Source organism: Thiorhodococcus minor (assembly GCF_010820565.1).
In the GTDB taxonomy this organism is placed as follows: domain Bacteria; phylum Pseudomonadota; class Gammaproteobacteria; order Chromatiales; family Chromatiaceae; genus Thiorhodococcus; species Thiorhodococcus minor.
Map to the genome: position 1 here is coordinate 53,547 of NZ_JAAIJQ010000019.1, position 21,242 is coordinate 74,788.

Below are 21,242 nucleotides of genomic sequence, written 5' to 3' on the forward strand. Positions count from 1 at the left end.
GAGCAGCGAACGACGTGAAATGCTGCACTGCGGAAAAAATAACAGATCTTCCCAGAAAAAGGGGTACCGCTTGATGACGAAAAGGTGTCGAGAACAACCGGCGCATCGCCCAGGATGAGGTCGCCCGGACACCGCGGGCGCGCGCAAGACCCGCAACTGGCACGCCGCCGGCGAGGCGGCACAGCTCCGGAGGCGAGCCCAAGCCCACCGCTGGCGCAGACCGCTAGAAGACGCGCGAGATCCGCCAGTCGCCGAAGCTCTCGGTGAGATAGGCCTTGCTGACGATGTAGCTCAAGGCGTTGCGCAGACGATAGAAGCCGATCACGGAATCGAGGCGCAGGACCTCACGGCCGCGCTCGTCGAAGAAGAGAATGGCGGGCGCGTAGAAGAGCCCGAGCTCGGCCGCCCACTGGCGGGCCGTGGTGCGCTCGCCGGCTGGCGTGACGATGGGCGTGTCCGACCACATGTCGAGCTGCACGCTGTCGAACTCATCGAAGCGCCGATTGATGGCCGCGGTCCTGAGCACCTGGCCATGGAGGACGTCGCAGGGATGGCAGTTGCCCTGCTCGAAGAAGACGGCCAGCGGCCGCTTGGCCGGAAAGCGGCGATCCAGATTGTAGGGCGGAGGGGCGAAGAAGGGCTCGTCATTCATGTCCTCGGCGTCGAAGACCATGCGGTTCTCGCCCCGTGCCAGATAGTCCCGGAAGGACTCGCGCTTGTAGTGGCCATCCGCGACATATTCGAGCGCCGCGCGAAACTGGTACGGCGGATAGTAGCCCCGCAGCCTGAGCGCGACCTCGCCGTCGGCATCGATGAAGAGGATGGCCGGGGTGAAGTCCATCTCCTGTGCCCGCGACCACTGGCGCTCGCTCACCACCTCGCCGGACAGGGTCGTGACCTCGTCGACGCCCCAGATGTCGATGGGCACCAGATCGAAGTGCCGACGGGCGTACTCGACGATGTCCTGGAGGCCGAAATTGACCTTGATGAGCTGGTGACAATAGGAGCAGCGCTTCTGACCGAAGTAGACCATGAGCCCCTGCTTATCCGCCGCGACCGCCTCCTCGAGGTCGGCCGGGATGTCGAGGAAGCTCTGCTTGAACCAGCTCGGATAATGCAGGATCTCCTCGCGCGGAAAATCGTCGAAATCGAGGGCGCCCTGATCCGCCTGACTGGTATCCGCGGCCCCGGCAGCCGGAGACGTGCCAAGGGCCAGGGCGAGCAGCAAGGGCGTCAGCAAGACGATGAACGGCATGCCATCCTCCTTTCCTCTGAAGCACGCGATGTGCCGAAGTACGGGATCTGCGGCGAATTCCTCTCGAGCCAGCCGGCCCGGCCGCCCATCGCGATCATAGCGATTCGCGCTCCAGCACGCGCATGGTCAAGAACAGGGCGGCCATGGACCTGGCCTCGTCGAAATCGTCGCGCGCCAAGAGGGCATCCACCTCGTCCAAGCGCCAGGGCACGACCTCGATCGGCTCAGGCTCGTCGCCGGGCAGGCGGCTGGGGTAGAGGTCTCTGGCCAGGACGATCAAACTGTGATGCTGAATGTAGCCGGGCACGATCGAGAGACGGTGAATGATCTGCAAGTCCCGGGCGCCATAGCCGACCTCTTCCTGGAGCTCGCGATTGGCGGCGCTCACCGGGTCCTCGCCGCGCTCCACCACGCCCTTGGGCAGACCAAGCTCGTAACGGTCGCTACCGGCGCCATACTCGCGGACGAGCAGGACCGTCTCCGGATCCAGCATGGGTACAATCAGCACGGAGTCGGCGCCACCCGGCACGCGCTCGTAGGTTCGCCGGCTGCCGTTCGCGAAGACCAAATCGATCTCCTCGACGCGGAAAAGACGGCTTTGGGCGACGAGCCGCCGGCCGACGATCTTGGGCTTGGTCCGCATCTGCGGGCTCCTACTTGGACGACCAGAGCATGACAGTGATACCTGAGAAGCTCGATTGGAGCCAGATCGACAACGTCTTTCTGGACATGGACGGGACCCTGCTCGACCTGCACTTCGACAACCACTTCTGGCTGGAGCACGTCCCACGCCGTTACGGCGAGGCGCGCGGACTCTCGCTGGAAGCGGCCAAGGCGGAGCTGATGCCAGGCTTTCGCAATATCGAGGGCACGCTGAGCTGGTACTGCGTCGATCACTGGAGCCGCGAGCTGGGGCTGGACATCCTGCTGCTCAAGCAGGAGGTCGCGCACCTCATCGCGGTCCATCCGCACGTCATGGATTTTCTGGATTGGCTGGCCATCGCCGGGAAAAGGCGCGTCCTAGTGACCAATGCACACCAGAAAACACTCGAATTCAAGCTCCAGCGCACCCCGCTAGCAGGGCATCTCGAGCGCGCCATCACCTCGCACGACCTGGGTGTCGCCAAGGAATCGCCGGGCTTCTGGCCCAGATTCCACGCCATCGAGCCCTTCGACCCGGAGCGGACGCTCTTCGTCGACGACAACCTCAGCGTCCTCGAGAGCGCGCGGCGCTATGGCATCCGCTGGCTGCTCGCCATCAAGGAGCCGGACTCGAAGAAGCCCGGGCGCGAGATCGACGCCTTTCCGGCCATCGACAACTTCTCGGAGCTGCTGCCCGGGCCGGGAGGGCGCGCGCCCGCCTAGGCATCCGCCGCCAGCAATCACTCCTGGCCGGGGCCACAGTCTCTCGCAATGCCCCGGCGGTCAGCCTCAATCCATGGTCTCAATCCACGGGCTCTGTGCTTGGCTGCGTCAGCGCACCTTGCGACTCGGTCGCGGCGGCCGGCTTGCGACGCCGCCGCCGGCGCTTGCGCTTGACCTCGCCCTCGGCGGGCTGTGACTCGGCTGCCGCCTCCGTGGGCGCCTCGGCCTCCGCACCTGGGGGCGGACTCGTCAAGGCCGCTTGCTCCCCGGCTGGACGCTTGCGACGCCGCCGGGGCTTCGGGACGGACTCTGGCGTCGCATCCGCCTCGACCGGCGCGACGAGCGCAGGTGTCTCGGAAACGTCGGCAGCAGCACCGGCAGCCGCATCGCTCGGAGGCTCCTCGACCCTGGCCTCCGGCTCCTTGCGGCGCCGGCCGCCACGGCTATCGCGGTCGCCGCGGCTGTCGCGATCGTTCCGCTCTCCGGTGCGGCGCCTCGGCTTGCCCTTGTCGCGCCGATCTTCCCGGTCGGCCCGGTCCGGACGCAGACGACTCCTGGGGTCGACTTCCACGAGCAGCTCGGGAGCGACGGGCAAGACAGGGATCTTGCTGCCGATATAGGCCTCGATGTCCGGCAGACAGAAGGCGTAGGTCTCGCAGACGAAGCCAATGGCATCGCCAGCCGCCCCGGCACGGGCCGTCCGGCCAATCCGGTGGACATAGTCTTCAGGGTCTTCCGGCAGGTCGTAGTTGACGACGTGGGTCACGTCCGGAATGTGCAGACCGCGCGCGGCCACGTCCGTTCCCACGAGCACGGGCAAAGCCCCCTCGGTGAAGTCCCTGAGCAGCTTGAGACGCTTCTTCTGGGGCACGTCGCCGGAGAGCACGGCGGTGTTGATGCCATTGCCCTGCAGGAAGCCCCAGACCCGGTCCGCCTCCCGCTTGGTGTTGACGAAGACGATGATCCGGCCGTCGGGCCAGCCCCGCACCAGTCCGACGAGCAGCGGGATCTTCTCCTCGTTGGAGGTCATGTAGCAGCACTGGCGGACGCGGTCGGCCGTGACCTGCTCGGCCTCGATCTTGATCGGCTGCGGGTGGTTCATGTGCTCGTAGGCGAGCTCGGTGACGCGGTACGACAGGGTGGCGGAGAAGAGCATCCCCTGGCGCTCCTCGACCGCCGGCATGCGGCGCAGGAGAAAGCGGATGTCCTTGATGAAGCCGAGATCGAACATGCGGTCGGCCTCGTCGAGGACGACCGCCTCGATGCCGTTGAGATCGAAGACCTTCTGCTTGAAATAGTCGATCAGCCGGCCCGGCGTTCCGATGAGAATATCGATGCCGGCCGCCAGCTCGTCGCGCTGCTGCTGGTAGCCCGTGCCGCCGTAGACGACCATGGTGCGCAGCCCGGTATGGCGGCCGAGCAGCTCGGTGTCCTTGTGGATCTGGACCGCCAGCTCGCGCGTCGGGGCCAGGATGATGGCGCGCGGGCGGCAGCGCCCCTCGGGCGCTTGCGCCGGCCGGCTCAGCAGGCGCTGCATCACGACCAGCAGAAAGGCGGCCGTCTTGCCTGTCCCGGTCTGAGCCTGGCCCGCAACGTCGCGCCCCTCGAGGGCAATCGGCAGCGTCTCGGCCTGGATGGGGGTGCAGTGCGTGAAGCCTGCATCCGTCAAGCCGGCGAGAATCCGCGGATCGAGGTCGAAGCTGTCGAAGCGGACCTCGGTAAGGTGTGTATCTGTCATTCAGCTAGGCGTCCGTATTGGCTGTCAATTTCGATGGTGAGCCTCGCGGACGAGCAAGGCTTGCAAAATCGCTTGGCTTTGGATCAAATAGCATCTTACTCAAGGGCCCATACCAACGCCAATTAGCCCGCCCGCTCCTCGCCCACCCGCGTGACACCTCTGCGGCTTGCCTCGCGCCCTCTATACTGATAACCCAAGAAACAACTGATGGGAGACGACTTCAGTGAGCGATAGCATCGTCCACGTGACCGATGACTCTTTCGAAGAAGAGGTTCTCAAATCCCCCGAGCCCGTTTTGGTCGACTACTGGGCCGACTGGTGCGGTCCCTGCAAGATGATCGCCCCCGTCCTGGACGAGATCGCCGGCGAGTACGCGGGCCGCATCAAGGTCGCGAAGCTCAACATCGACGAGAATCCCGGCACCCCACCCCGCTACGGCATCCGCGGCATTCCGACGCTGATGCTCTTCCGTGGCGGCGAAGTCGAGGCGACCAAGGTCGGCGCTGTCTCCAAGTCGCAGCTCACCGCCTTCATCGATAGCAACCTCTGATTCGGCCCACGCACGATCTGACGACCTCGGCCCCCGGGGCCTCCAGGAGACCCGACTTAGGCCAAATCGATACGGGGCGCCCATGGCGGCGCCCTCTCTCCGGCAGGCTGCCGCCCCCCAGTCGCATTCCCCCGCGACTCCGTTCCTGCACGGGGCGCTGTCTTCCAGCCACGACCTCTGTCTTACGAAAACCGTGATGAATCTAACCGAGCTCAAGAAGATGCCCGTGCCCAAGCTGGTCGCACTGGCGCAGTCAATGGAAATCGAAGGTGTTGGACGCTCTCGCAAACAGGATCTGATCTTCGCCATCCTCAAGGCGCAGGCGAAAAAAGGTGAGGATATCTATGGCGATGGCGTGCTGGAGATCCTGTCCGACGGCTTCGGCTTCTTGCGCTCAGCGGACGCCTCCTACCTCGCCGGCCCCGACGACATCTACGTCTCGCCCAGTCAGATCCGCCGCTTCGCGCTGCGCACAGGCGACACCATCTCCGGCAAGATCCGCCCGCCGAAGGACGGCGAGCGCTATTTCGCGCTCCTGAAGGTCGCGGACATCAACTTCGACAAGCCAGAGAACGCCAAGTCGAAGATCCTGTTCGAGAATTTCACCCCGCTCTTCGCCCAGAACCGTCTCACGCTCGAGATCGGCAACGGCAGCACGGAAGACATCACGGCTCGGACCATCGACCTGGTCGCCCCCATCGGCAAGGGCCAGCGCGGCTTGATCGTGTCGCCGCCGAAGGCGGGTAAGACCATGATGCTGCAGAACATCGCCCAGTCGATCGGGCACAATCACCCGGACTGCTACCTCATGGTCCTGCTGATCGACGAGCGCCCGGAAGAGGTCACCGAGATGTCGCGCTCGGTGCGCGGCGAGGTCATCTCATCCACCTTCGACGAGCCCGCAACGCGCCACGTCCAGGTCGCCGAGATGGTCATCGAGAAGGCCAAGCGGCTGGTCGAGCACAAGAAGGACGTCGTCATCCTGCTCGACTCCATCACCCGTCTCGCGCGCGCCTACAATACCGTGGTCCCTTCCTCCGGCAAGGTGCTGACGGGCGGTGTCGACGCCAACGCACTACAGCGCCCCAAGCGCTTCTTCGGCGCCGCGCGCAACGTCGAGGAAGGCGGCAGCCTGACCATCCTGGCCACCGCGCTGGTCGACACGGGCTCCCGGATGGACGACGTCATCTACGAGGAGTTCAAGGGCACGGGCAACATGGAGATCCACATGGATCGCCGCATCGCCGAGCGGCGCATTTTCCCCTCCATCAACATCAATCGCTCCGGCACCCGCCGCGAGGAGCTGCTGATGGGACAGGCGGAGCTGCAGAAGATGTGGATCCTGCGCAAGATCCTGCACCCGATGGACGAGCTAGCCGCCATGGAATTCCTCCACGACAAGCTCAAGGCGACCAAGACCAACGACGAGTTCTTCTCCTCGATGAAGGGCTGACATCAAGCCAGCGCAGCACCGGATCGCGCCGCCACGCCGGCGCCAGCCGCTCAGCACGCGACCCCGTCGCGTCCGTTTGCCTTGATGCGATAGAGCTTGCGGTCGGCGGAATCGATGAAGGCGTCCAGGGTCTCCCCCGCATACTGGCTGACGCCCGCGCTGAGGGTCACCTCCATGCCCTGATACGGCCACTCCTCATGTTTCAAGGCGATGCGGATACGCTCCGCCGCCTCTCGCGCCTGGCCGACGGAGGAATGCGGAAGGAGCAAGAGGAGCTCCTCACCGCCATAGCGGCCGGCGATATCCACCTCGCGCAGACAGCGCCTCAGCACCTCAGCGACTCGGACCAGGACCTCGTCTCCGGCGCGATGGCCGAAGGTGTCGTTGATCCCCTTGAAGTAGTCGAGATCGAAAAGAACGATCGACAGCGGGTGGCTGTACCTCTGCACCAGCTCGATCTCTTTCGCGAGCCGCTGATAGAGGAAGCGCCTGTTGTAGAGCCCGGTCAAGGCATCGGTTTGGGAGGCCGCCCGGAGCTCTTCCTGGACCGCCTTGAGCTCGGAGACGTCGACCAGGGTGACGAGACGGCTCATGGTCCCGGAAAAGCGCAGCGGCGTCGCGGAAACGAGCGCCCAGCGCTCCGGCCCTCCCTCTACGGACAGGCAGGTTTCATGCTGCGCGCCGAGCGTCTTCGGCAGACCTTGGGCATAGAGCCTGAGCCAGACGTCGCTGGTCAGCCGCCCGGTCGCGTCCTCGCGCAGTCCAAGATACGCCTTGGCCGCCTCATTGGCTTGACGCAGCGACGGCATTCCCTGCTCGCCGAGGACCATGGGGAAGGGGGCCGCCTCGAAGACCCGCCGCAAATTCGCCTCACTCTCGCCCAAGCGCTTCAGCAAACGGCTCGACTCCAGCCATGCGAAGCCTGTGAGTCCGGCAATGATGCCCATGATCCACCACAGCTTGGTGCGCAGGTCGCCCACCAGCCGCTCCATGAAGAAGGCGTTTGAGTGGAAGGTGGCAACACCGATCAGCAGGTGCGTTCGCGGATCATAGAGGGGCACGCGCAAGACGAAGCAGCCGCTGGCATTGGCCGGCCCCATGCTGAGATCCAGACTGCCCCGCGGCATGTCGACGAGGTCGTAGTCGAGACTGATGCTGAGCCGGCGCACGAAAGGCTTCTGCGTCGCCTCGTCCTTCAGCAGCAGCAGACTCCCCATGGTGGTGCGCAGCTCCCGCTCGAGCTGCGGCGCCGGCAGCCCGCTGCCGAGCACGCGCTCGAGCGACTGCGCATGCGCCTGCGCCATGGCCGCGGCACGGCTCGCGGCCTCCTCCCGCAGCGCAGGCTCCAGCACCAGCAGCCAGTGGGCCGTGATGGTGCCCACGAGCAGCAGACCGAGCAGGCCGAAGATCAGCGCCAGGTTGCGCTCCGTGCGCAGTGAAAAGAGGCGCCCGCCTGGCAAAACAGCCTTAATTGCCTTCATAGCGACGCGCCACCTGCAGGAAGAACGGCTTGAAACGCACCTTGGCGCGCGCCGCTTGTCGGACGTTGACGTAGGGCAGGATCCGATCCGCCACGTAGAGTCCGGCAATGGCTCCCTCCTCGACGGCTCCGCCGAACGGCGAGAAGACCAGGACGCCATAGCGCTCGGACCAGGACCCGAGATTGCCGCGGTCGGCCTCCACACTGGCCACGAAGATCGCTGCCGGGCGCGGCCCGGCGTACCCATTCATTTCGTCACCGCGAACCACTTCCAAGCTCAGCGGCACACCACGCACGCGATCGACCTCCGCCAGACGGTCCGCCACCTCCATCGCCGGACCCCGCACCCCCTGGAAGAGCACCAATACGTGCAGACTGCCGTCCTGCGTCCGATAGCGATCCAGATCCTCCAGCGCGCCGAGGAAGGCCGGAAAGAGCTTGAGACCGACCTGCAGGCGCTGCTCGTCCTCCTGCCATAGACCGCTCGACTCCGCTCGGGCACCCGCCCCCAGGGCAAGCAGGAAGAGGAGCGCGCAAACGCCCGCGAAGAGACGCCATAACGGAGAAGGACCCAAGCGGCTCATGCGGCGGGGGCGGTCAAAAGCGATAGCCGAGGGTCAGCCACCACCGGCGTCCGGGGCGGAGATAGTCTTGCGGATAGACGAGATCGACACCGCCGAATTCGGTGCGCTGCGCGAGATAGCGGACCTCTTGGCCGAAGAGGTTCTTGATTCCCGCACTCCCGTAGAGACCGCTTGCGCGCCCGCGATAGGTCAGCGTCAAGTCGATCAGAGTGTAATCGCTCAGATTCGACCGCTCGTCGGAATCCACGCGATACCGCTCGCCGACATAGCGGAGCTGCAGCGCACCCAGCCAGCGCTCTCGGGGCTGCCACAAGAGTGCCAGGTTGCCCAAGAGATCGGCCCCGCCACTGAGGTGGGTTTTCGACTCCCTGCGCGTGGCGTCGACATAGGAAAGATTTGCCTCGATCTTGAGCTGCGCCCCCAAGCGATGCTCGTACTCCAGCTCGACGCCACGCAGGCGCGCGTCCTCGGCGTTGATGTAGCCGCCGAGGCTGACCTCGTCGAAGGAGATGGGCGAATCGAGGTCGGACTGGAAGAGGGTGAGGCGCAGCGCCCAGCTCGGCCGGGTGAAGATGTAGCCCAGCTCGTAGGTCGCGATCTCGCTCGGGTCCAAGGAAGCGTCGAGCGCGTATTCCAGCTCGTAAAAGGTCGGCGGCCGAAAGGCCCGAGCGTATTGCGCCTTGAGCACGTGCTCGTGATCCATGCGCCAGACGGCTGCGAGCCGTGGGCTCAGCATGTCGCCCGCATCGCTGTAATCGTCGTAGCGCAGCGTGCCGGTCAGGGTCACCTGCTCGCCGAGGCGGATCTCGTCTTGCACCAAGACGCTCCAGATATCGCGCTCGATGTTGGCTGTCAGCCAATGGGACGGGATCTCGAAGCCCAAGTCCGGCCAGTCCCATGTCGCCTGCTCGACCTCGACCTGGCTCGCCTCGACACCAAGCAGCCAGCGATGGCGGCCCTCGGGGCTCCAATGCAGCTCGCCCCCGGCCAGATAGCGTCGCTCGCGGTAGTCCTGGCTCATGTAGACAGGCGCGTCATCGAGCAGATAACTGGCCGGAAAGACATAGAGCTGATCGCGATCGCGCTGGTGGTCGAAGAGCTCGAGCCGTGCATTGGCCATCAGCTCCCGAGACAGCGGGATGTCTTGCTCGACGCGCAGCGAGACGGCGTAGGTCTGAGAGGCCAGGCGGTGATCCGAGGGCGGCAGGAAGTGATTGATGCCGTAGAGGTCGCCGTAGTCGTCTTGCAGCAGCTTGAGGTCGACATGGGTATCGCGCCAGGCGAAATCCGCGAACATCCCCTTGTAGCGGCGCGCCTCGTTGGTGCGCCCAGGGGCATTCGAGAGCCCAGCCTGACCGATGGGATAGAGCGCGTCCTCCTCCACGAGGACGCCCTCGCCGTCGCCCTCCAGGCCCGTCAGATTGAGCGAGAAGCTCAGCTCGCGGCCCGGGTCGCTCCAGCTCCAGATCATGCCGCCGCCGGCCTGTGCCGCTTCATCGGCCCGCGCATAGAGCCTGCGCCCCTGCTTGCGAGTGATGACGTTGACGACGCCGGCATAGGCATACTCGCCGTAAATGGAGGAGCCTGGCCCGCGAATGACTTCGATGCGCTCCACCTGCTCGACCGGGATACCTAGCACGGCGTTGGCGGTCGCGAGCAGGGTCGAGTTCATCGAGACGCCGTCGAGCATGATCTTGATGTTGCCCGAGGCGTAACCATAGCCGACGCCCCGACTCAAGATCTGGCGCTCACCTGTCATCTCGAGCCCCAGACTCATGCCCGGAACCAGAGACAGGGCCTCCCAGACCGTCCGAATTCCACGGACTTGCAGGTCGTCGCCGGAGAGGATGGTCGCGATCCCCGGAACGAAGTCGGCATTCATCCCGGTCCTGGTCGCCAGCTCCGTCTCGGCCTCCAGCAGGGACATGAGATCCTCGAGCTCCTGTCTGTCCGAATCGGACGACTCGCCCGCCCAGGTGGCGCAGACAAAGACGCCGAGCACCATCACAGGCCAGCGCAACCGCTTTGCTGATCCAGCCCTAAGGGTCAGACGACGACCCGACTCCCTATCTCGCACTTTCCGGACAAACATGCATCGCCCCAAGACCGTCGGCTCACCTCCGCGGGACCCCGCAGATCTCCACGAAGCGCAGTATTATCGAGCCACGCAATAAAAAGCAAACCACTGATTGAAATTGCAATTTAGTCGGATACCCCTGAAAGCGGTAGAGGTACAAATACACAGAGGACTGAGGATCGCCGGACCGAGAAGATCACTCGACGACCGCCGTCGCTTGCGCCGCGGCACCACGCCCGTCGATCACGCTGAGCACGACATAGCCAGGCCCGTCCGGGCGCCAGCGCGCGCTGCGGCCGAAGGGGGTGCGCCCGAAGGGCACGCCGTTGGCCAGCCAGGTGTAGGGAGGCACGCCACCGCGCGCCTTGACGACCAGATCACGCACCCGGCCAGACGCAAGGCCGAGATCGACGCGCGCCCCGGGCGGCGGATAGGCGATCTCGGGTCCCTCGGCTCCAGGCTGGGAGGAGACGCGTCCCGGCGCCTGGCCCGCATACCTGAGATGCGCCGGCAGCTCCTCGTTGCGGTCGGCGAGCAGCACACCTGGTGGCGCCGACCGCAAGGGTGCGACCGTGCCGAGACGCGCAAAGGCCTCCAGCAGCAGCGGCGCGGCCGCCTCGATGCCGACCAGACCACTCACCGAGGCGCCATCGGGACGGCCCAGCCAGACGCCGACCGTATGGCGGCCGTCGAAGCCCATCGCCCAGGCATCGCGGTAGCCATAGCTGGTCCCTGTCTTGAAGGCGATGCCGCGCGCACGCGCATAGCTCGGCGTTGGCACCTCGGCCAGGATGTCGCCCAGCGCCCAGGCCGCGCGCGCATCCAGGACCTGCCCGCCCGCCGGGCGCACGGCGGACGGGGCCAGCGCGGCCAGGGCGTCGACCGAGCGCAGCTCGCGCAGCCCGGTCGCGCGTCCGCGGCGCGCGATGGCCGCGTAGACGCGCACCAGGTCGGTCAGCGTCATGCCGACACCGCCCAGCCCGATGGCCAGCCCAGGGGCCGCACCCTGCGGGAGACGCGGCTCGGCCCCCGCGCGACGCAGCCGCGCGAGCAGCCGGTTTGGCCCGACCGCCTCGAGCAGCTTGACCGCGGGGACATTGAGCGAGCGCTGCAGCGCGCGCCGCACAGTGACCGTACCCTGGTGCTCCTGATCGAAATTGGCCGGCGCATAGCCGCCGAATCCGGTCGGCCGGTCCTCGATGAGGCTCTCCGGGTGCGCGATGCCGTCCTCGAAGGCCAGGCCATAGATCAAGGGCTTCAAGGTCGAGCCCGGCGAGCGCTGTGCCTGCGTCATGTCGACGAAGCCCTGGCGCCCCTGATCGAGCGGGTCGGCCGAGCCGATCGAGACCAAGACCTCGCCGTCGGCATGCCGCACCACCAGAAGTGCTGCCGACAGCTTCGGACCCAGCCGGGCGACATGCTCGGCCACCAGCGCCTCCAGCCGCAGCTGCAGCCCAGCATCTATGGTCAGCCTTAGGGTCGCGGCCTGCGGGTGCTCGGCATGCTGCCGCCGGGTCAGATGCGCAGCAAGCATCGGAAAGGCGCGGCGCCGGCTGGGCACCGCCTCGGCCAAGGCGCCGCTCAGGGCAAGGTCATCGATCAGCCCAGCAGCATGGGCGCGTCTCAGGATGCGGTCCCTGGCGCGCCGGGCGCGCCCGGCGTCGCGGTCGGGGCGACGCGCCTCAGGCGCCTGCGGCAGCGCGACCAGCAGCGCCGCCTCGGCCGCGCTGAGCCGTGCCGGCTCCCGCCCCAGCCAGGCGAGCGATGCCGCGCGAATTCCCTCCAGATTGCCGCCGTAGGGGGCGAGAGTCAGGTAGGCGCCGAGGATGTCCTGCTTGCTCCAACGCCGCTCCAGCGCCAGCGCGACACGGATCTGCCGGAGCTTGCCGCCGAGGCTGCGCGTGGAGCGTCTCTCGAGCAGACGGGCCACCTGCATCGTCAGGGTCGAGCCGCCGGAGACGATGCGGCCATGCCGGACCCATTGCCAGGCCGCGCGCACCAAGGCGAGCGGATCGACACCCGGATGCGCTTGGAAACGGCGATCCTCGATGTGCTGGAGCAGGCGCAGATAGTCCGGATCGACCTCGTCCAGCGCGACAGGGAGACGCCAGAGCCCGCCCGAGACCGTGAAGGGCCTCAGCAGCTCGCCGTTGCGATCCAGGACGACTGGCGAGATCGATGGACGCAGATCCGGCAGCTCGGTCCTGGCGACCCAGGCATCCCAGGCGAGCCAAGACACCAGCGTCAAACCGCCGAGGAGACCGAAAAGCAGGAGCCCCCGACGCATCCGATCAGCGCGCCGCAAGACGGCCCGCCGGCAGTCCCGACATCGGCCCGATCTCCATGCTCAAGGCCCCGAGCCCGAAACCTCCACCCGTCCGGTGTCCGTCCAGGCGCGCAGCCGCGGCCGGTACATGTCCTCGACGGTCGCGGCGGGGTGGGCGAAGACGCCAGGCGAGACGGCGCGCAGCCGATAGGCGAGCTGGAAGCGCTGCGCCGCGCCTGAGCTGCGATCCACCGCAGCGACGAAGCGATCCGCCCGAAACTCGGTATGGGCGGCTTGACTCTCGAGCCCGAGCCAGCGGATCTCCTTGATATCTCCGGCCTTGATGAGGTTGGGATTGTCGATCTCGAATCCGGCGGGCAAGGGGTCGTCCACGACCAGGCGCGCCTGCCGCTTCTCGCTCGCGGTGACCGTCAGGACGGCGATGAGCCGCGTGCCCTGATCCACCGTCCCGATAGCGACACGCCGGCCTTGCAGGTCGTAGTAGGCGCGCTGGATCCGATAGCCGTTGCCGCCCGCCGGCTCGGGACTGACCGGCACCCCGGTCAGGGTCATGACGGCCTCCAAGGGCTCAAGGCCGAGATTCTCGATGCGAGCCGGCCCGGCGCTCAGCGCCGCCTCGTCGAAGGCGCGATAGAGGTAGCCCTTGCGCGCCTCACCCTCGACAAGCAGATCCGGCTGGGCGGCCCCCTGGATGAGGGCGTGCGCCGCGAGCAAGAGCCAGGCCTCCTCCTGGGTGCTGGTATAGCGCTCATGGACCCACTGCTCCTGAAGGCGCTCTGCCAAGGCGCGGATGTCGACCACGGAGGAGCCGGCCTCGGCGGCCAGCGCCAGAAGACCCGCGCCGTCGCGGAGGCGCGAGCCGAAGTCGGACCGCCATCCTTCGTCCTCCTCGGTCGGCGCCTTGGAGATCATCGCGAGGGCCGCGCCGAAAGCCGTGTCCGCCCGTGCGCGATCGCCATAGAGGGCCAGCGCGCCACCGAGCTGCGCCTTGGCCAAAGGCGTCGCGAAGGCGTCCAGCTTGGTGTCTGCGTAGTAGCGCAGATCGCCGATCCGCGCCTCGCCGTTGCGCGCGAGCACATAGAGGGCATAGGCGATCGCCTCCCCGCCGGAGCTGAAGTCCGGCGCGTAGGACAGGGCGTTGCGCAGATTGTCGAGCGCCATGTCGAAGGGCACTTCCGGCACCCTGTAGCCAAGCTCGCGGGCGCGGGTCAGGAAGTCCGAGGCATAGGCATCGAGCCAGAGGTCGCCGCTCCCCGAGGCGCTCCACAGCCCGAAGCTGCCGCTGCTCGACTGCTTGCCCAGAATCCGCGCGATGGCCTCGCTCGCACGCGCCCTGGCCTCGGCCTCGCCGCCGAGCCCCACCGCGGTCGCCACATCGTTCAGATAGAGCAACGGCAGGGCGCGGCTGGTCAACTGCTCGGTGCAGCCATAGGGATAGCGGTCCAGCGCTAACAGCAGACCGGCGACATCCAGCCGGCCGGCCCCACCGATGGACAGCAGCACGGAGCCCGTGCCCGGCACCTGTTCCGCCAGCAAGCTCGGGGCGAGCTCGAGCGACCCGCCGACGGGCAGCGGCATGAGCCGCGTCTCGGTGGTGCGCGGGGCGTTGGACCGCACAGGGATCGTCAAGGTCTTGCGCAGCCGCTGGCCGTCCGGTGTGCTGAGGTCGACGACGAGCTGGTCGTCGCCGACCGTCTCCGCCAGGATGGGAACGTCCAGCCGATCTCGCTCGCCTTCGGACAGGCTCAGCTCGGCCGCGCGGGCGGCGTCGGGAATGCGCGTGTGACCACCAGAGGCGGCGACTTGCAGGCCGAGGTCTCCGGCGGGCCCTTCGACATGCGCCAGCCCGAGCCGGACGCGGGAGCTGTCGCCGGGCGCGAGGAAGCGCGGCAGGGAGGGCGTCACCACGATGGGGTCGCGCACCAGCAGATCCCGCGAGGCGTGCCCGACGCCGTCGGCCGTCCAGGCCATCGCCATGAGGCGCACGCTGCCGTTGAAGTCCGGGATCTCGACCGAGACGCTGGCACGCCCCTGGTCGTCCAGCTTCAGGATGCCGGAGTGAAAGGCGAGCAGCTCCTGGGTCGGCGGCGGCCCCTCGGCGCTGAGCGCACCGCCATCGCCACCGGCGCGCACCACGCCTGGCACACCCTGCATGCGATCGATGAGCTGTCCGTAGAGGTCGCGGATCTCCATGCCGAGGCGGCGCTGGGCGAAGTACCAGTCATCCGGCGCCGGCACCTGGTAGCGCGTGAGATTGAGGATCCCGACGTCGACGGCGGAGAGGGTGACATAGGCCGGCTGGCCAGCCGCCGCGTTGCCGACCGAGACCGGGATCTCGATGCTCTGGCGCGGCCTGACACTGCCCTGAAGCGCCGCCGGCAGATCGAGCCGGACGTCCAGCTTGCGGTCCTGGGGATCGACGCCCGCCCAGGTCAGCCCGATGGCGCGCGCCGGCATGCGCCGCGCCTCCAGGTCCATGGGACGGTAGAGCACGCCGGTCACATAGGCGCCCGGCCCCCAGTCGGCGGTGACCGGCAGCACGATGGTCGCGCCCTCCTCCGGGACCCGCACCGCCTGCATGGCGATGAGCCGATCGTCCACGACCATCACCAGCGCCAGCCCAGGGAAACGGGGCTCGATGCGGACCTGGGCCTTGTCGCCAACCCGGTATTGCGCCTTGTCGAGCGAGACCTTGAGCTGATCCGGCGTGTCTTGCGCCTTGGGCTCCACATACCAGCCGGCCTCGAAATCCATGTCGACGGGGAGGACGGCGCCATCGGGCGCTTCCAGCGCGAGCCGGTAGGCCCCCCAGTCAACGGCGGCCTCGAGCTGGGCGGCCTGGGTGACCGAGAGATCCAGGACCCCATCGGCCACGCGCTCGCTCGAGGTGACGGGCTCGTAGTCCCAACGCCCGTCCGATTCGTACCATTGAAAGCTCGTGTGCAGCCGCGAGAGCGTCCAGCGCACACCCGCAAGTGCAGCCGGACGCCCTTCGGCATCAATGGCGATGACCTCGAAGCGCGCGTTGCCGCCCTGCTCGACCGAGCCCTCGAAGAGCGGCTTGACGCCGATGCGCGCCTGCTTGGAGGCGACCGGCAGCGCGAGCTCACGCTCCACGGGTCGGCCGCTCTCGTCGAGCACCCGGACCTGGATCTCCGCCTCCAGCGGCTTGCTGGTGGGCGGGAACTCGGGGAGATCCAGGGGAAGCCGTGCCTTGCCCTGGCTGTCGGTACGCGCGGCCCCGAGCGGACCGCCGATCGGCGTCAGGGATTCGCTCTCGAGCCCGAAACGGTAGCCCGGGAAGGCGTCCAGCCCATCCGTCGGCTTCACCTGAACGGTACCCTCGACGTCCAGCTCGGACGCCGGGGCGCCATAGAGGAAGCGCGCATCGACCCCCAGCAGGGGCGGATCCGCGGGATCGATGGCCGTCGCCGAGGGGGCGATCTCGAAGGTCAGGCGCTCCGGCTCGAAGTCCTCGACCAGGAAGGGCAGGTCGGCCAGGGGCGCCGCCTTGGGATCGCTGTAGACAGAGGCCCGCCAGGTGCCCCGCATGGCCGCCCGGCCGAGCGCGATCCTGGCCTCATGCCCACCCTGTCCCTGATCCGACAGGACGCTCCTCAGGTGCTCCATGCCGTCTGGGCGCTTGACGACCAGCGTGATCGGCAGGTCGGTGACGGCCCGCGCCCTGGCATCGCGCACCAAGGCCGTCAGGTAGACCGTCTCGCCGGGGCGATAGGCGCCGCGCTCGCTGACCAAATAGACATCCAGCGGCTCGGGCGCGGGTCGGCCGTCGACGCCGCGGTCGCTCAGATCGAAGGGCGTTTGCGTCAGGTCCAGAAAGCCGTAGTCGCCGCCCGCGCCTTCGGCGACCAGGAGCGCCGGCGCATTGCCGCCCTGGCCCCGCAGCAGCCCGGGGGCGAAGCTGGCGTAGCCTTCGGCATTGGTCTGTGCGCGGCCCAGGATCTCGTTATTGACTGCCACCAAGCGCAGCGCGACGGCGCGCAAGGGCTTGGCGGTAGAGAGTGAGCGGACCACCGCATGAAGTCCGTCATTGCCGGAGAAGGCGGCCAAACCCAGGTCGGAGACGATGAACCACTGGGTGGCGCGCGCGTCCTCATCCATTGCGACCTTATGCGGCCGAGCAGTCATGGCATAGATGCCCGGCTCGAAGTCCTCGACCAAGGCCCCCACAGGCACCGCGGTCGTCACCTCATGGTTCAGCTCGGACTTGACCTCCACGCTGCCCGTCCAGACCTGCTCGCCGGTGCGCTCCTCGAGCCGCTCGATCTCCCAGTCTCCCAGCTGCTTGCGCAGGACGCCGTCCGCCATCGCCTGGGTCAGCGACCTATCCCCGATGCGATAGACCTTGGCGTCGACCAGATCCGTGTTGACCGTAACCACTGGGATGGCCGCCTCCCCGCCCTTGGGCAGCACATAGGCGCGGCCGAGAAAGCGCACCATGGGCGAGCGGTCGCGGACATAGATCTGCAGATCCGAGGACTTGATCAGGCGCTCGCCGTCCGCCGCGGGCAGCCCGGCGCGCACCAGGACGCGATAGCGCTCGCCATGCCGCACACCGTCGATACAGATCTGCTTGCCCTCGGGCTCGATGGGGAGATCTGTGTGGCCGTCCACCCGGACGAAGTCGGCCAGATTGGGGATCTGGGTCGCCAGCCGGTCGCTGAATTCGAGACAGATGCGCGGGCTCGCGGCGTCCGAGTCGACCTTGTGGCCGGTAACGCGAAAGCCGTGCTCGGCGACCAGCTTGTCGTAGGCGGTGCGCACGACGGGCTCCTCGACGAGCGCCAGCGAGGCCCTGGCGGCACGAATCGCCGAGCGCCACTGGGACCTGTCGGCCAATGCGCCGCTGAGCAAGGCCAGCACCTCTGCACGCTCGGACGCGCGCTCGGTGCGCAGATAGGCGTTGATGGCGGCGCTAGCGGCTTGTCGCTGCAGACGGCGCCTGGCCTGACGGTCTGAGGGCTTAGCGGCCCGGGAGGACTCGGCAAGCCCCCGCCAAAGACCCGGCCGCCGTGGATCCAGGCGCAGGGCCTGCCGATAGAGATCGGCGGCACGCGCCGGCTGCTTTGCGTCGAGCGCAGCCCTGGCCTGCTGGACCAGGGCATCCAGGCGAGCGCTCGGCGGCGGCAGCTCGGCCAGGCGCCGCTCCAGGTCTCGGGCCTCGGCCAGCGCCTGGGGCGGCAGGAAAGCCAGCTCGCCGGTCCGTGTCGCAAGGCGGTCTCGGGCGTCGGCCTCGCCCGCCAGGATGCGCCCAGAGACGGCACCATCGAAGGGTCTGGCTTCCGTGAAGCTCTCCTTCAGGAAGCACCACTGCGCGCGGACGTTGTAGGTGAAGGCCTTGCAGCGGGCATCGTCGCGGCAGGCGGCCTTGCAGTCGTCGAGCGACACAGACTTGAGCGTCGCATAGTCGCGCCCGAAGTAATCGACGCCTACCGTGATCGCCAGATCGCGGGCCTCAGCAGCCGCGCTGCCGGCCACGAGGATCCAACCGAGGGCAAACAAGGGCCAGAGCAGGCGCGGGAGGACGCGCGGGGCGAGCGGTGAGCCGGACATGGCGACGCTCCTTTCCAGGGCGGTGACGGGGTCTTTGAACTCTAGTGCCTCCCCTGGCGGGGGTAAAGCAGCCAAGCCCCGAGGCGACGGCGCGCGCTCGGCCCGGCAACTGATCCCGGTCAACACCTGAGCAAAAGGGGCGGAAAACTCGCAGGGTATCGCAGCGGAAAGTCCACGCTTTTCCCTTAACACGCAGTTTCGGTAAGGGTTAATATCCCACGGCCCGACCAATGCGATGGTCTCGTGCGCAGTTCGAATCGGCCATCGGCCATTTATCGCAACAGCCCAGTCTAGGAGGGTTCGTCGTGTCCGAAAAAAAGCAAGGCTCGTTAATGCTCGCGCTTCTCCCGATCGTCATCCTTTACGTCGCTACCGTCGTCCTCTACGCGCTGACCCGCGAGGACCTCGCCGGCACCGCCGCCTATTGGGAATACTTCGTCCCTGTCGTCGCCTTCATCTCCATCATCACCGCCTGGGCCAACGCCTATGCGCGCGGGGATTCCCGCCTCTTCTATCTGATCCGTCAGCTCATCATCTGGGGCGCCTTCCTCTGGATGCTCACGACGCTGCAGGCGCTCGGTGTCGAATCCGCGCTCGGCGGCGCCAAGACCACCGTCACCCTCATCCTGATGCTCGCCATGGTGGCCATGCTGGTCGGCCTCTATCTCGACGCCAAGATGTTCTTCTACTCCCTCTTCCTCGGCCTCTGCGGCTATCTGCTGGCGGACCCCGCCAACGTCGCCGTGCTGGGCAAGATCGGTGAGACCTTCAAGATCGAGGACGCCGCCAACAAGCCCATGATGATGATGACGCTGCTGGCCCTCGCCGCCTTCCTGGTCAGCATCTTCCTGCTCCTCAGCACGCGTGGCTCGGTCGCGGCCAGACGCTCGCGCTGACCCGAGATTCCGCGGGGCCATCCCGATGGCTCCGAAGACACAAGGAGGCGTCACTTCACAAACCTTGGAGAGGTGGCCGCCCGCCCCGGGAAACCGGGTGACGTGGCGGCCAGCAGGTCGCTCAAGCCCCTCCTCATCGCGCCGAGCGACCGCTCGACGGCCCCGAGCATAGACCCGCGCGGTCGAGCTAGGCTCGATCACCCCACAGCCAAGACCAAGCGATCAGCTCGGAGCCGAGGCCCATGGCAGCGCCCTTCGCCCACCCCATCGAGATCAGGCTCCACGACACAGACGTCGCCGGCCGCCTCTTCTTCGCACACCTCTTCCGCCACGCGCACGACGCCTACGAGTCCTTCATGCGCAGCATCGGCACCCCGCTGGACGCCCTCATCCGCCAAGGCGACCTCATCCTGCCGCTGACCCACGCCGAGGCCGACTATCGCCGCCCCATGCGGCACGGCGATCGCGTCAGCATCGAGGTCGAAGTCCTGGAGCTTCGCCGACGCTCCTTCGCCATCGGCTACCGCTTCCTGAGCGAGACCGGAGACCTCCTCGCCACCGCCCGCACCCTGCACGTGCTCATCGCCGAAGACGGCGACGCGACGCCGGAGCTGCCGGCAGCCCTTAGCGCGGCGCTCGCCAGCCACCTCTCGAACAGCTGAAGTCGCGGCGACCGTGCTTGGCGCCTTAGCGGTTCGATTTCGGACGATGACCCCAGCAGCGGCGAAGACCGCTTCCGCGGACACCTCTTCACCACCTGACTGAAGACCAAGCTCAGCGAGCATGTCTCCAAGCATCCGGTCGAGGGCTACCTGATGCCAGGCGACGATCACGCGGAGAATCGACGGAATGGACCTTTCTTCGTGAGGGGGAGATGAGGTTGAGCCGGCAGCGCGCAGCTCAGTCGGGCGGCCCGCGGGATCGGTCGCGCCAGTGTTGTGGCCCGACCGCGAGCATCGAGCTAGCAGGGCCGATCGCCCGGCGCAGAGACCCTCCACATCGGCGATGCGATGCCGCCAGTCCGCCCGCCCCTGTAGTGAGTAGAAACCCGTATTCGCAAAGATGTGACAAAATCGGGAGCATGGGGTTTGTATTAAGCCTACTCTGAGGCGAAACCTCAGATGTAGACAACTGCTCGACGTCGACCGTCGTTTCGGCCAGTCGTCTTTGCTAGCTGATGGAGAACCGCCGCACAGTCCACCACGGACGGCGCGGGCTTCGGCGGGCCTCGTTCTCGCTCGTTCACTCTGCTGGACTGGAACGCCTCGTATGTGCTTGAGACAGCTCGCGGCTCTGACAGCCACCTGGGAGGCAAATGAGACAGCATGGAGCAGACTTTCTCAGGAGGGGCAGCGCGCGAGCTATGCCTATCGTCGCGGCGCCCCTGCTGGGCATCGCGAGCTCTGCCCATCCTAGGTTCGGAGGGCGGCTGATTTCTGGAAATCACCTCAACTCCTTGCGCGCATCCACCCGGTGTTGACAGCCACCTAACGCGAGGGCAGTGAGTGTGTATCCGGACTCCCAGAAGCGTGACAGCGCAAGACTAGTGAGCTTCTAAGCTGAAGGTGAGGATAGATCGTCGCGCGCGTCAACAGCGAACAGTGTAATCCGGAAGCTGCCGACAAATGGGCGCGACAGCGACCGAGCCCTCTTCATCACAGCATCAATATGAAAAAAGAAGAATTCTTCCAGAGACCGAATGACCTGGCTACGACAGGTAGGGAGGCGTCTGAACTAACCCGGCCGAGGAAAGCACGAAACGTGAATGAACGCGGGTAGATTGGGGATGCTGCGGCCCGAGAGAAAGCGTCACATAGATGAGACGCACATCAAGACCGAGCGATTTCGATAACAGGTCCGATTAGCTTTTGGTCCAGCGCTTCTGCCCAGCATAAGAACTGGCAACAGATTTGCTTGATAGATATGCGGGGGGGGGGGGTTTAAGCAAAACCAAAAAAGCCCAAACGAATGGATTAATTCCAG

The 21,242-nt window shown here is 66.7% G+C and carries 13 protein-coding genes; 5 read left to right on the forward strand and 8 right to left on the reverse strand.

What is annotated here, in order from left to right:
• Window positions 1–223: 223 nt before the first annotated feature.
• Together G3446_RS08565 and nudE are read right to left on the reverse strand one after the other, a co-directional pair.
• Window positions 224–1,255, reverse strand: a complete 1,032-nt coding sequence (locus tag G3446_RS08565) for a thioredoxin family protein (protein ID WP_164452416.1) — start codon at window positions 1,253–1,255, stop codon at window positions 224–226.
• A 94-nt stretch (window positions 1,256–1,349) separates the two neighbouring features.
• Complete coding sequence (gene nudE, locus G3446_RS08570; RefSeq protein WP_164452417.1) at window positions 1,350–1,898, reverse strand: ADP compounds hydrolase NudE; 549 nt, start codon at window positions 1,896–1,898, stop codon at window positions 1,350–1,352.
• Between the two features lie 29 nt (window positions 1,899–1,927).
• On the opposite strand from nudE, the gene yrfG reads away from it, so the two are divergent.
• The gene (gene yrfG, locus G3446_RS08575; protein WP_164452418.1) at window positions 1,928–2,620 is read left to right on the forward strand and encodes a GMP/IMP nucleotidase; all 693 of its coding nucleotides are present in this window, start codon (window positions 1,928–1,930) and stop codon (window positions 2,618–2,620) included.
• A gap of 79 nt (window positions 2,621–2,699) precedes the next feature.
• Here the strand turns inward: yrfG and G3446_RS08580 are convergent, their stop codons facing one another.
• Window positions 2,700–4,358 carry a DEAD/DEAH box helicase gene (locus G3446_RS08580; protein WP_164452419.1) on the reverse strand — a complete coding sequence of 553 codons (1,659 nt, stop codon included), beginning with the start codon at window positions 4,356–4,358 and terminating at the stop codon, window positions 2,700–2,702.
• 223 nt (window positions 4,359–4,581) lie between these two features.
• Between G3446_RS08580 and trxA the strand changes: the two genes are divergently transcribed.
• Both trxA and rho read left to right on the forward strand, forming a co-directional pair.
• Entirely contained in the window at window positions 4,582–4,908 is a 327-nt protein-coding gene (trxA, locus tag G3446_RS08585) for a thioredoxin TrxA (RefSeq protein ID WP_164452420.1), read from the forward strand.
• Window positions 4,909–5,104: 196 nt separating this feature from the next.
• Entirely contained in the window at window positions 5,105–6,361 is a 1,257-nt protein-coding gene (gene rho, locus G3446_RS08590) for a transcription termination factor Rho (RefSeq protein WP_164452421.1), read from the forward strand.
• Between the two features lie 50 nt (window positions 6,362–6,411).
• Here rho and G3446_RS08595 read toward each other — a convergent pair whose 3' ends face one another.
• The 5 genes from G3446_RS08595 to G3446_RS08615 all read right to left on the reverse strand — a co-directional run bounded on the left by G3446_RS08595 (window position 6,412) and on the right by G3446_RS08615 (window position 18,363).
• Complete coding sequence (locus G3446_RS08595) at window positions 6,412–7,842, reverse strand: sensor domain-containing diguanylate cyclase (RefSeq protein WP_164452422.1); 1,431 nt, start codon at window positions 7,840–7,842, stop codon at window positions 6,412–6,414.
• Entirely contained in the window at window positions 7,829–8,425 is a 597-nt protein-coding gene (locus G3446_RS08600; protein ID WP_164452423.1) for a hypothetical protein, read from the reverse strand. Before G3446_RS08600 ends, G3446_RS08595 begins: the two co-directional genes overlap by 14 nt.
• 13 nt (window positions 8,426–8,438) lie before the next feature.
• The gene (locus G3446_RS28650) at window positions 8,439–10,445 is read right to left on the reverse strand and encodes a TonB-dependent receptor plug domain-containing protein (protein ID WP_280818793.1); all 2,007 of its coding nucleotides are present in this window, start codon (window positions 10,443–10,445) and stop codon (window positions 8,439–8,441) included.
• A gap of 253 nt (window positions 10,446–10,698) precedes the next feature.
• Window positions 10,699–12,789 (reverse strand): penicillin-binding protein 1C, encoded by a 2,091-nt coding sequence (gene pbpC / locus G3446_RS08610; protein WP_164452424.1) that lies wholly within the window; start codon window positions 12,787–12,789, stop codon window positions 10,699–10,701.
• A 60-nt stretch (window positions 12,790–12,849) separates the two neighbouring features.
• Window positions 12,850–18,363: an alpha-2-macroglobulin family protein gene (locus G3446_RS08615; RefSeq protein WP_164452425.1), complete on the reverse strand. Its 5,514-nt coding sequence runs from the start codon at window positions 18,361–18,363 to the stop codon at window positions 12,850–12,852.
• Window positions 18,364–18,695: 332 nt separating this feature from the next.
• On the opposite strand from G3446_RS08615, the gene G3446_RS08620 reads away from it, so the two are divergent.
• Together G3446_RS08620 and G3446_RS08625 are read left to right on the forward strand one after the other, a co-directional pair.
• Window positions 18,696–19,259 carry a hypothetical protein gene (locus G3446_RS08620; protein WP_164452426.1) on the forward strand — a complete coding sequence of 188 codons (564 nt, stop codon included), beginning with the start codon at window positions 18,696–18,698 and terminating at the stop codon, window positions 19,257–19,259.
• Between the two features lie 242 nt (window positions 19,260–19,501).
• Window positions 19,502–19,921, forward strand: a complete 420-nt coding sequence (locus G3446_RS08625; protein WP_164452427.1) for an acyl-CoA thioesterase — start codon at window positions 19,502–19,504, stop codon at window positions 19,919–19,921.
• Window positions 19,922–21,242: the final 1,321 nt, after the last annotated feature.

Bases quoted from the DNA above. Each gene is read 5' to 3' on its own strand.
- G3446_RS08565 (WP_164452416.1), bottom strand. From the start codon at position 1,255: ATGCCGTTCATCGTCTTGCTGACGCCCTTGCTGCTCGCCCTGGCCCTT.
- nudE (WP_164452417.1), bottom strand. From the start codon at position 1,898: ATGCGGACCAAGCCCAAGATCGTCGGCCGGCGGCTCGTCGCCCAAAGC.
- yrfG (WP_164452418.1), top strand. From the start codon at position 1,928: ATGACAGTGATACCTGAGAAGCTCGATTGGAGCCAGATCGACAACGTC.
- G3446_RS08580 (WP_164452419.1), bottom strand. From the start codon at position 4,358: ATGACAGATACACACCTTACCGAGGTCCGCTTCGACAGCTTCGACCTC.
- rho (WP_164452421.1), top strand. From the start codon at position 5,105: ATGAATCTAACCGAGCTCAAGAAGATGCCCGTGCCCAAGCTGGTCGCA.
- G3446_RS08595 (WP_164452422.1), bottom strand. From the start codon at position 7,842: ATGAAGGCAATTAAGGCTGTTTTGCCAGGCGGGCGCCTCTTTTCACTG.
- G3446_RS08600 (WP_164452423.1), bottom strand. From the start codon at position 8,425: ATGAGCCGCTTGGGTCCTTCTCCGTTATGGCGTCTCTTCGCGGGCGTT.
- pbpC (WP_164452424.1), bottom strand. From the start codon at position 12,789: ATGCGTCGGGGGCTCCTGCTTTTCGGTCTCCTCGGCGGTTTGACGCTG.
- G3446_RS08615 (WP_164452425.1), bottom strand. From the start codon at position 18,363: ATGTCCGGCTCACCGCTCGCCCCGCGCGTCCTCCCGCGCCTGCTCTGG.
- G3446_RS08620 (WP_164452426.1), top strand. From the start codon at position 18,696: ATGCTCGCGCTTCTCCCGATCGTCATCCTTTACGTCGCTACCGTCGTC.
- G3446_RS08625 (WP_164452427.1), top strand. From the start codon at position 19,502: ATGGCAGCGCCCTTCGCCCACCCCATCGAGATCAGGCTCCACGACACA.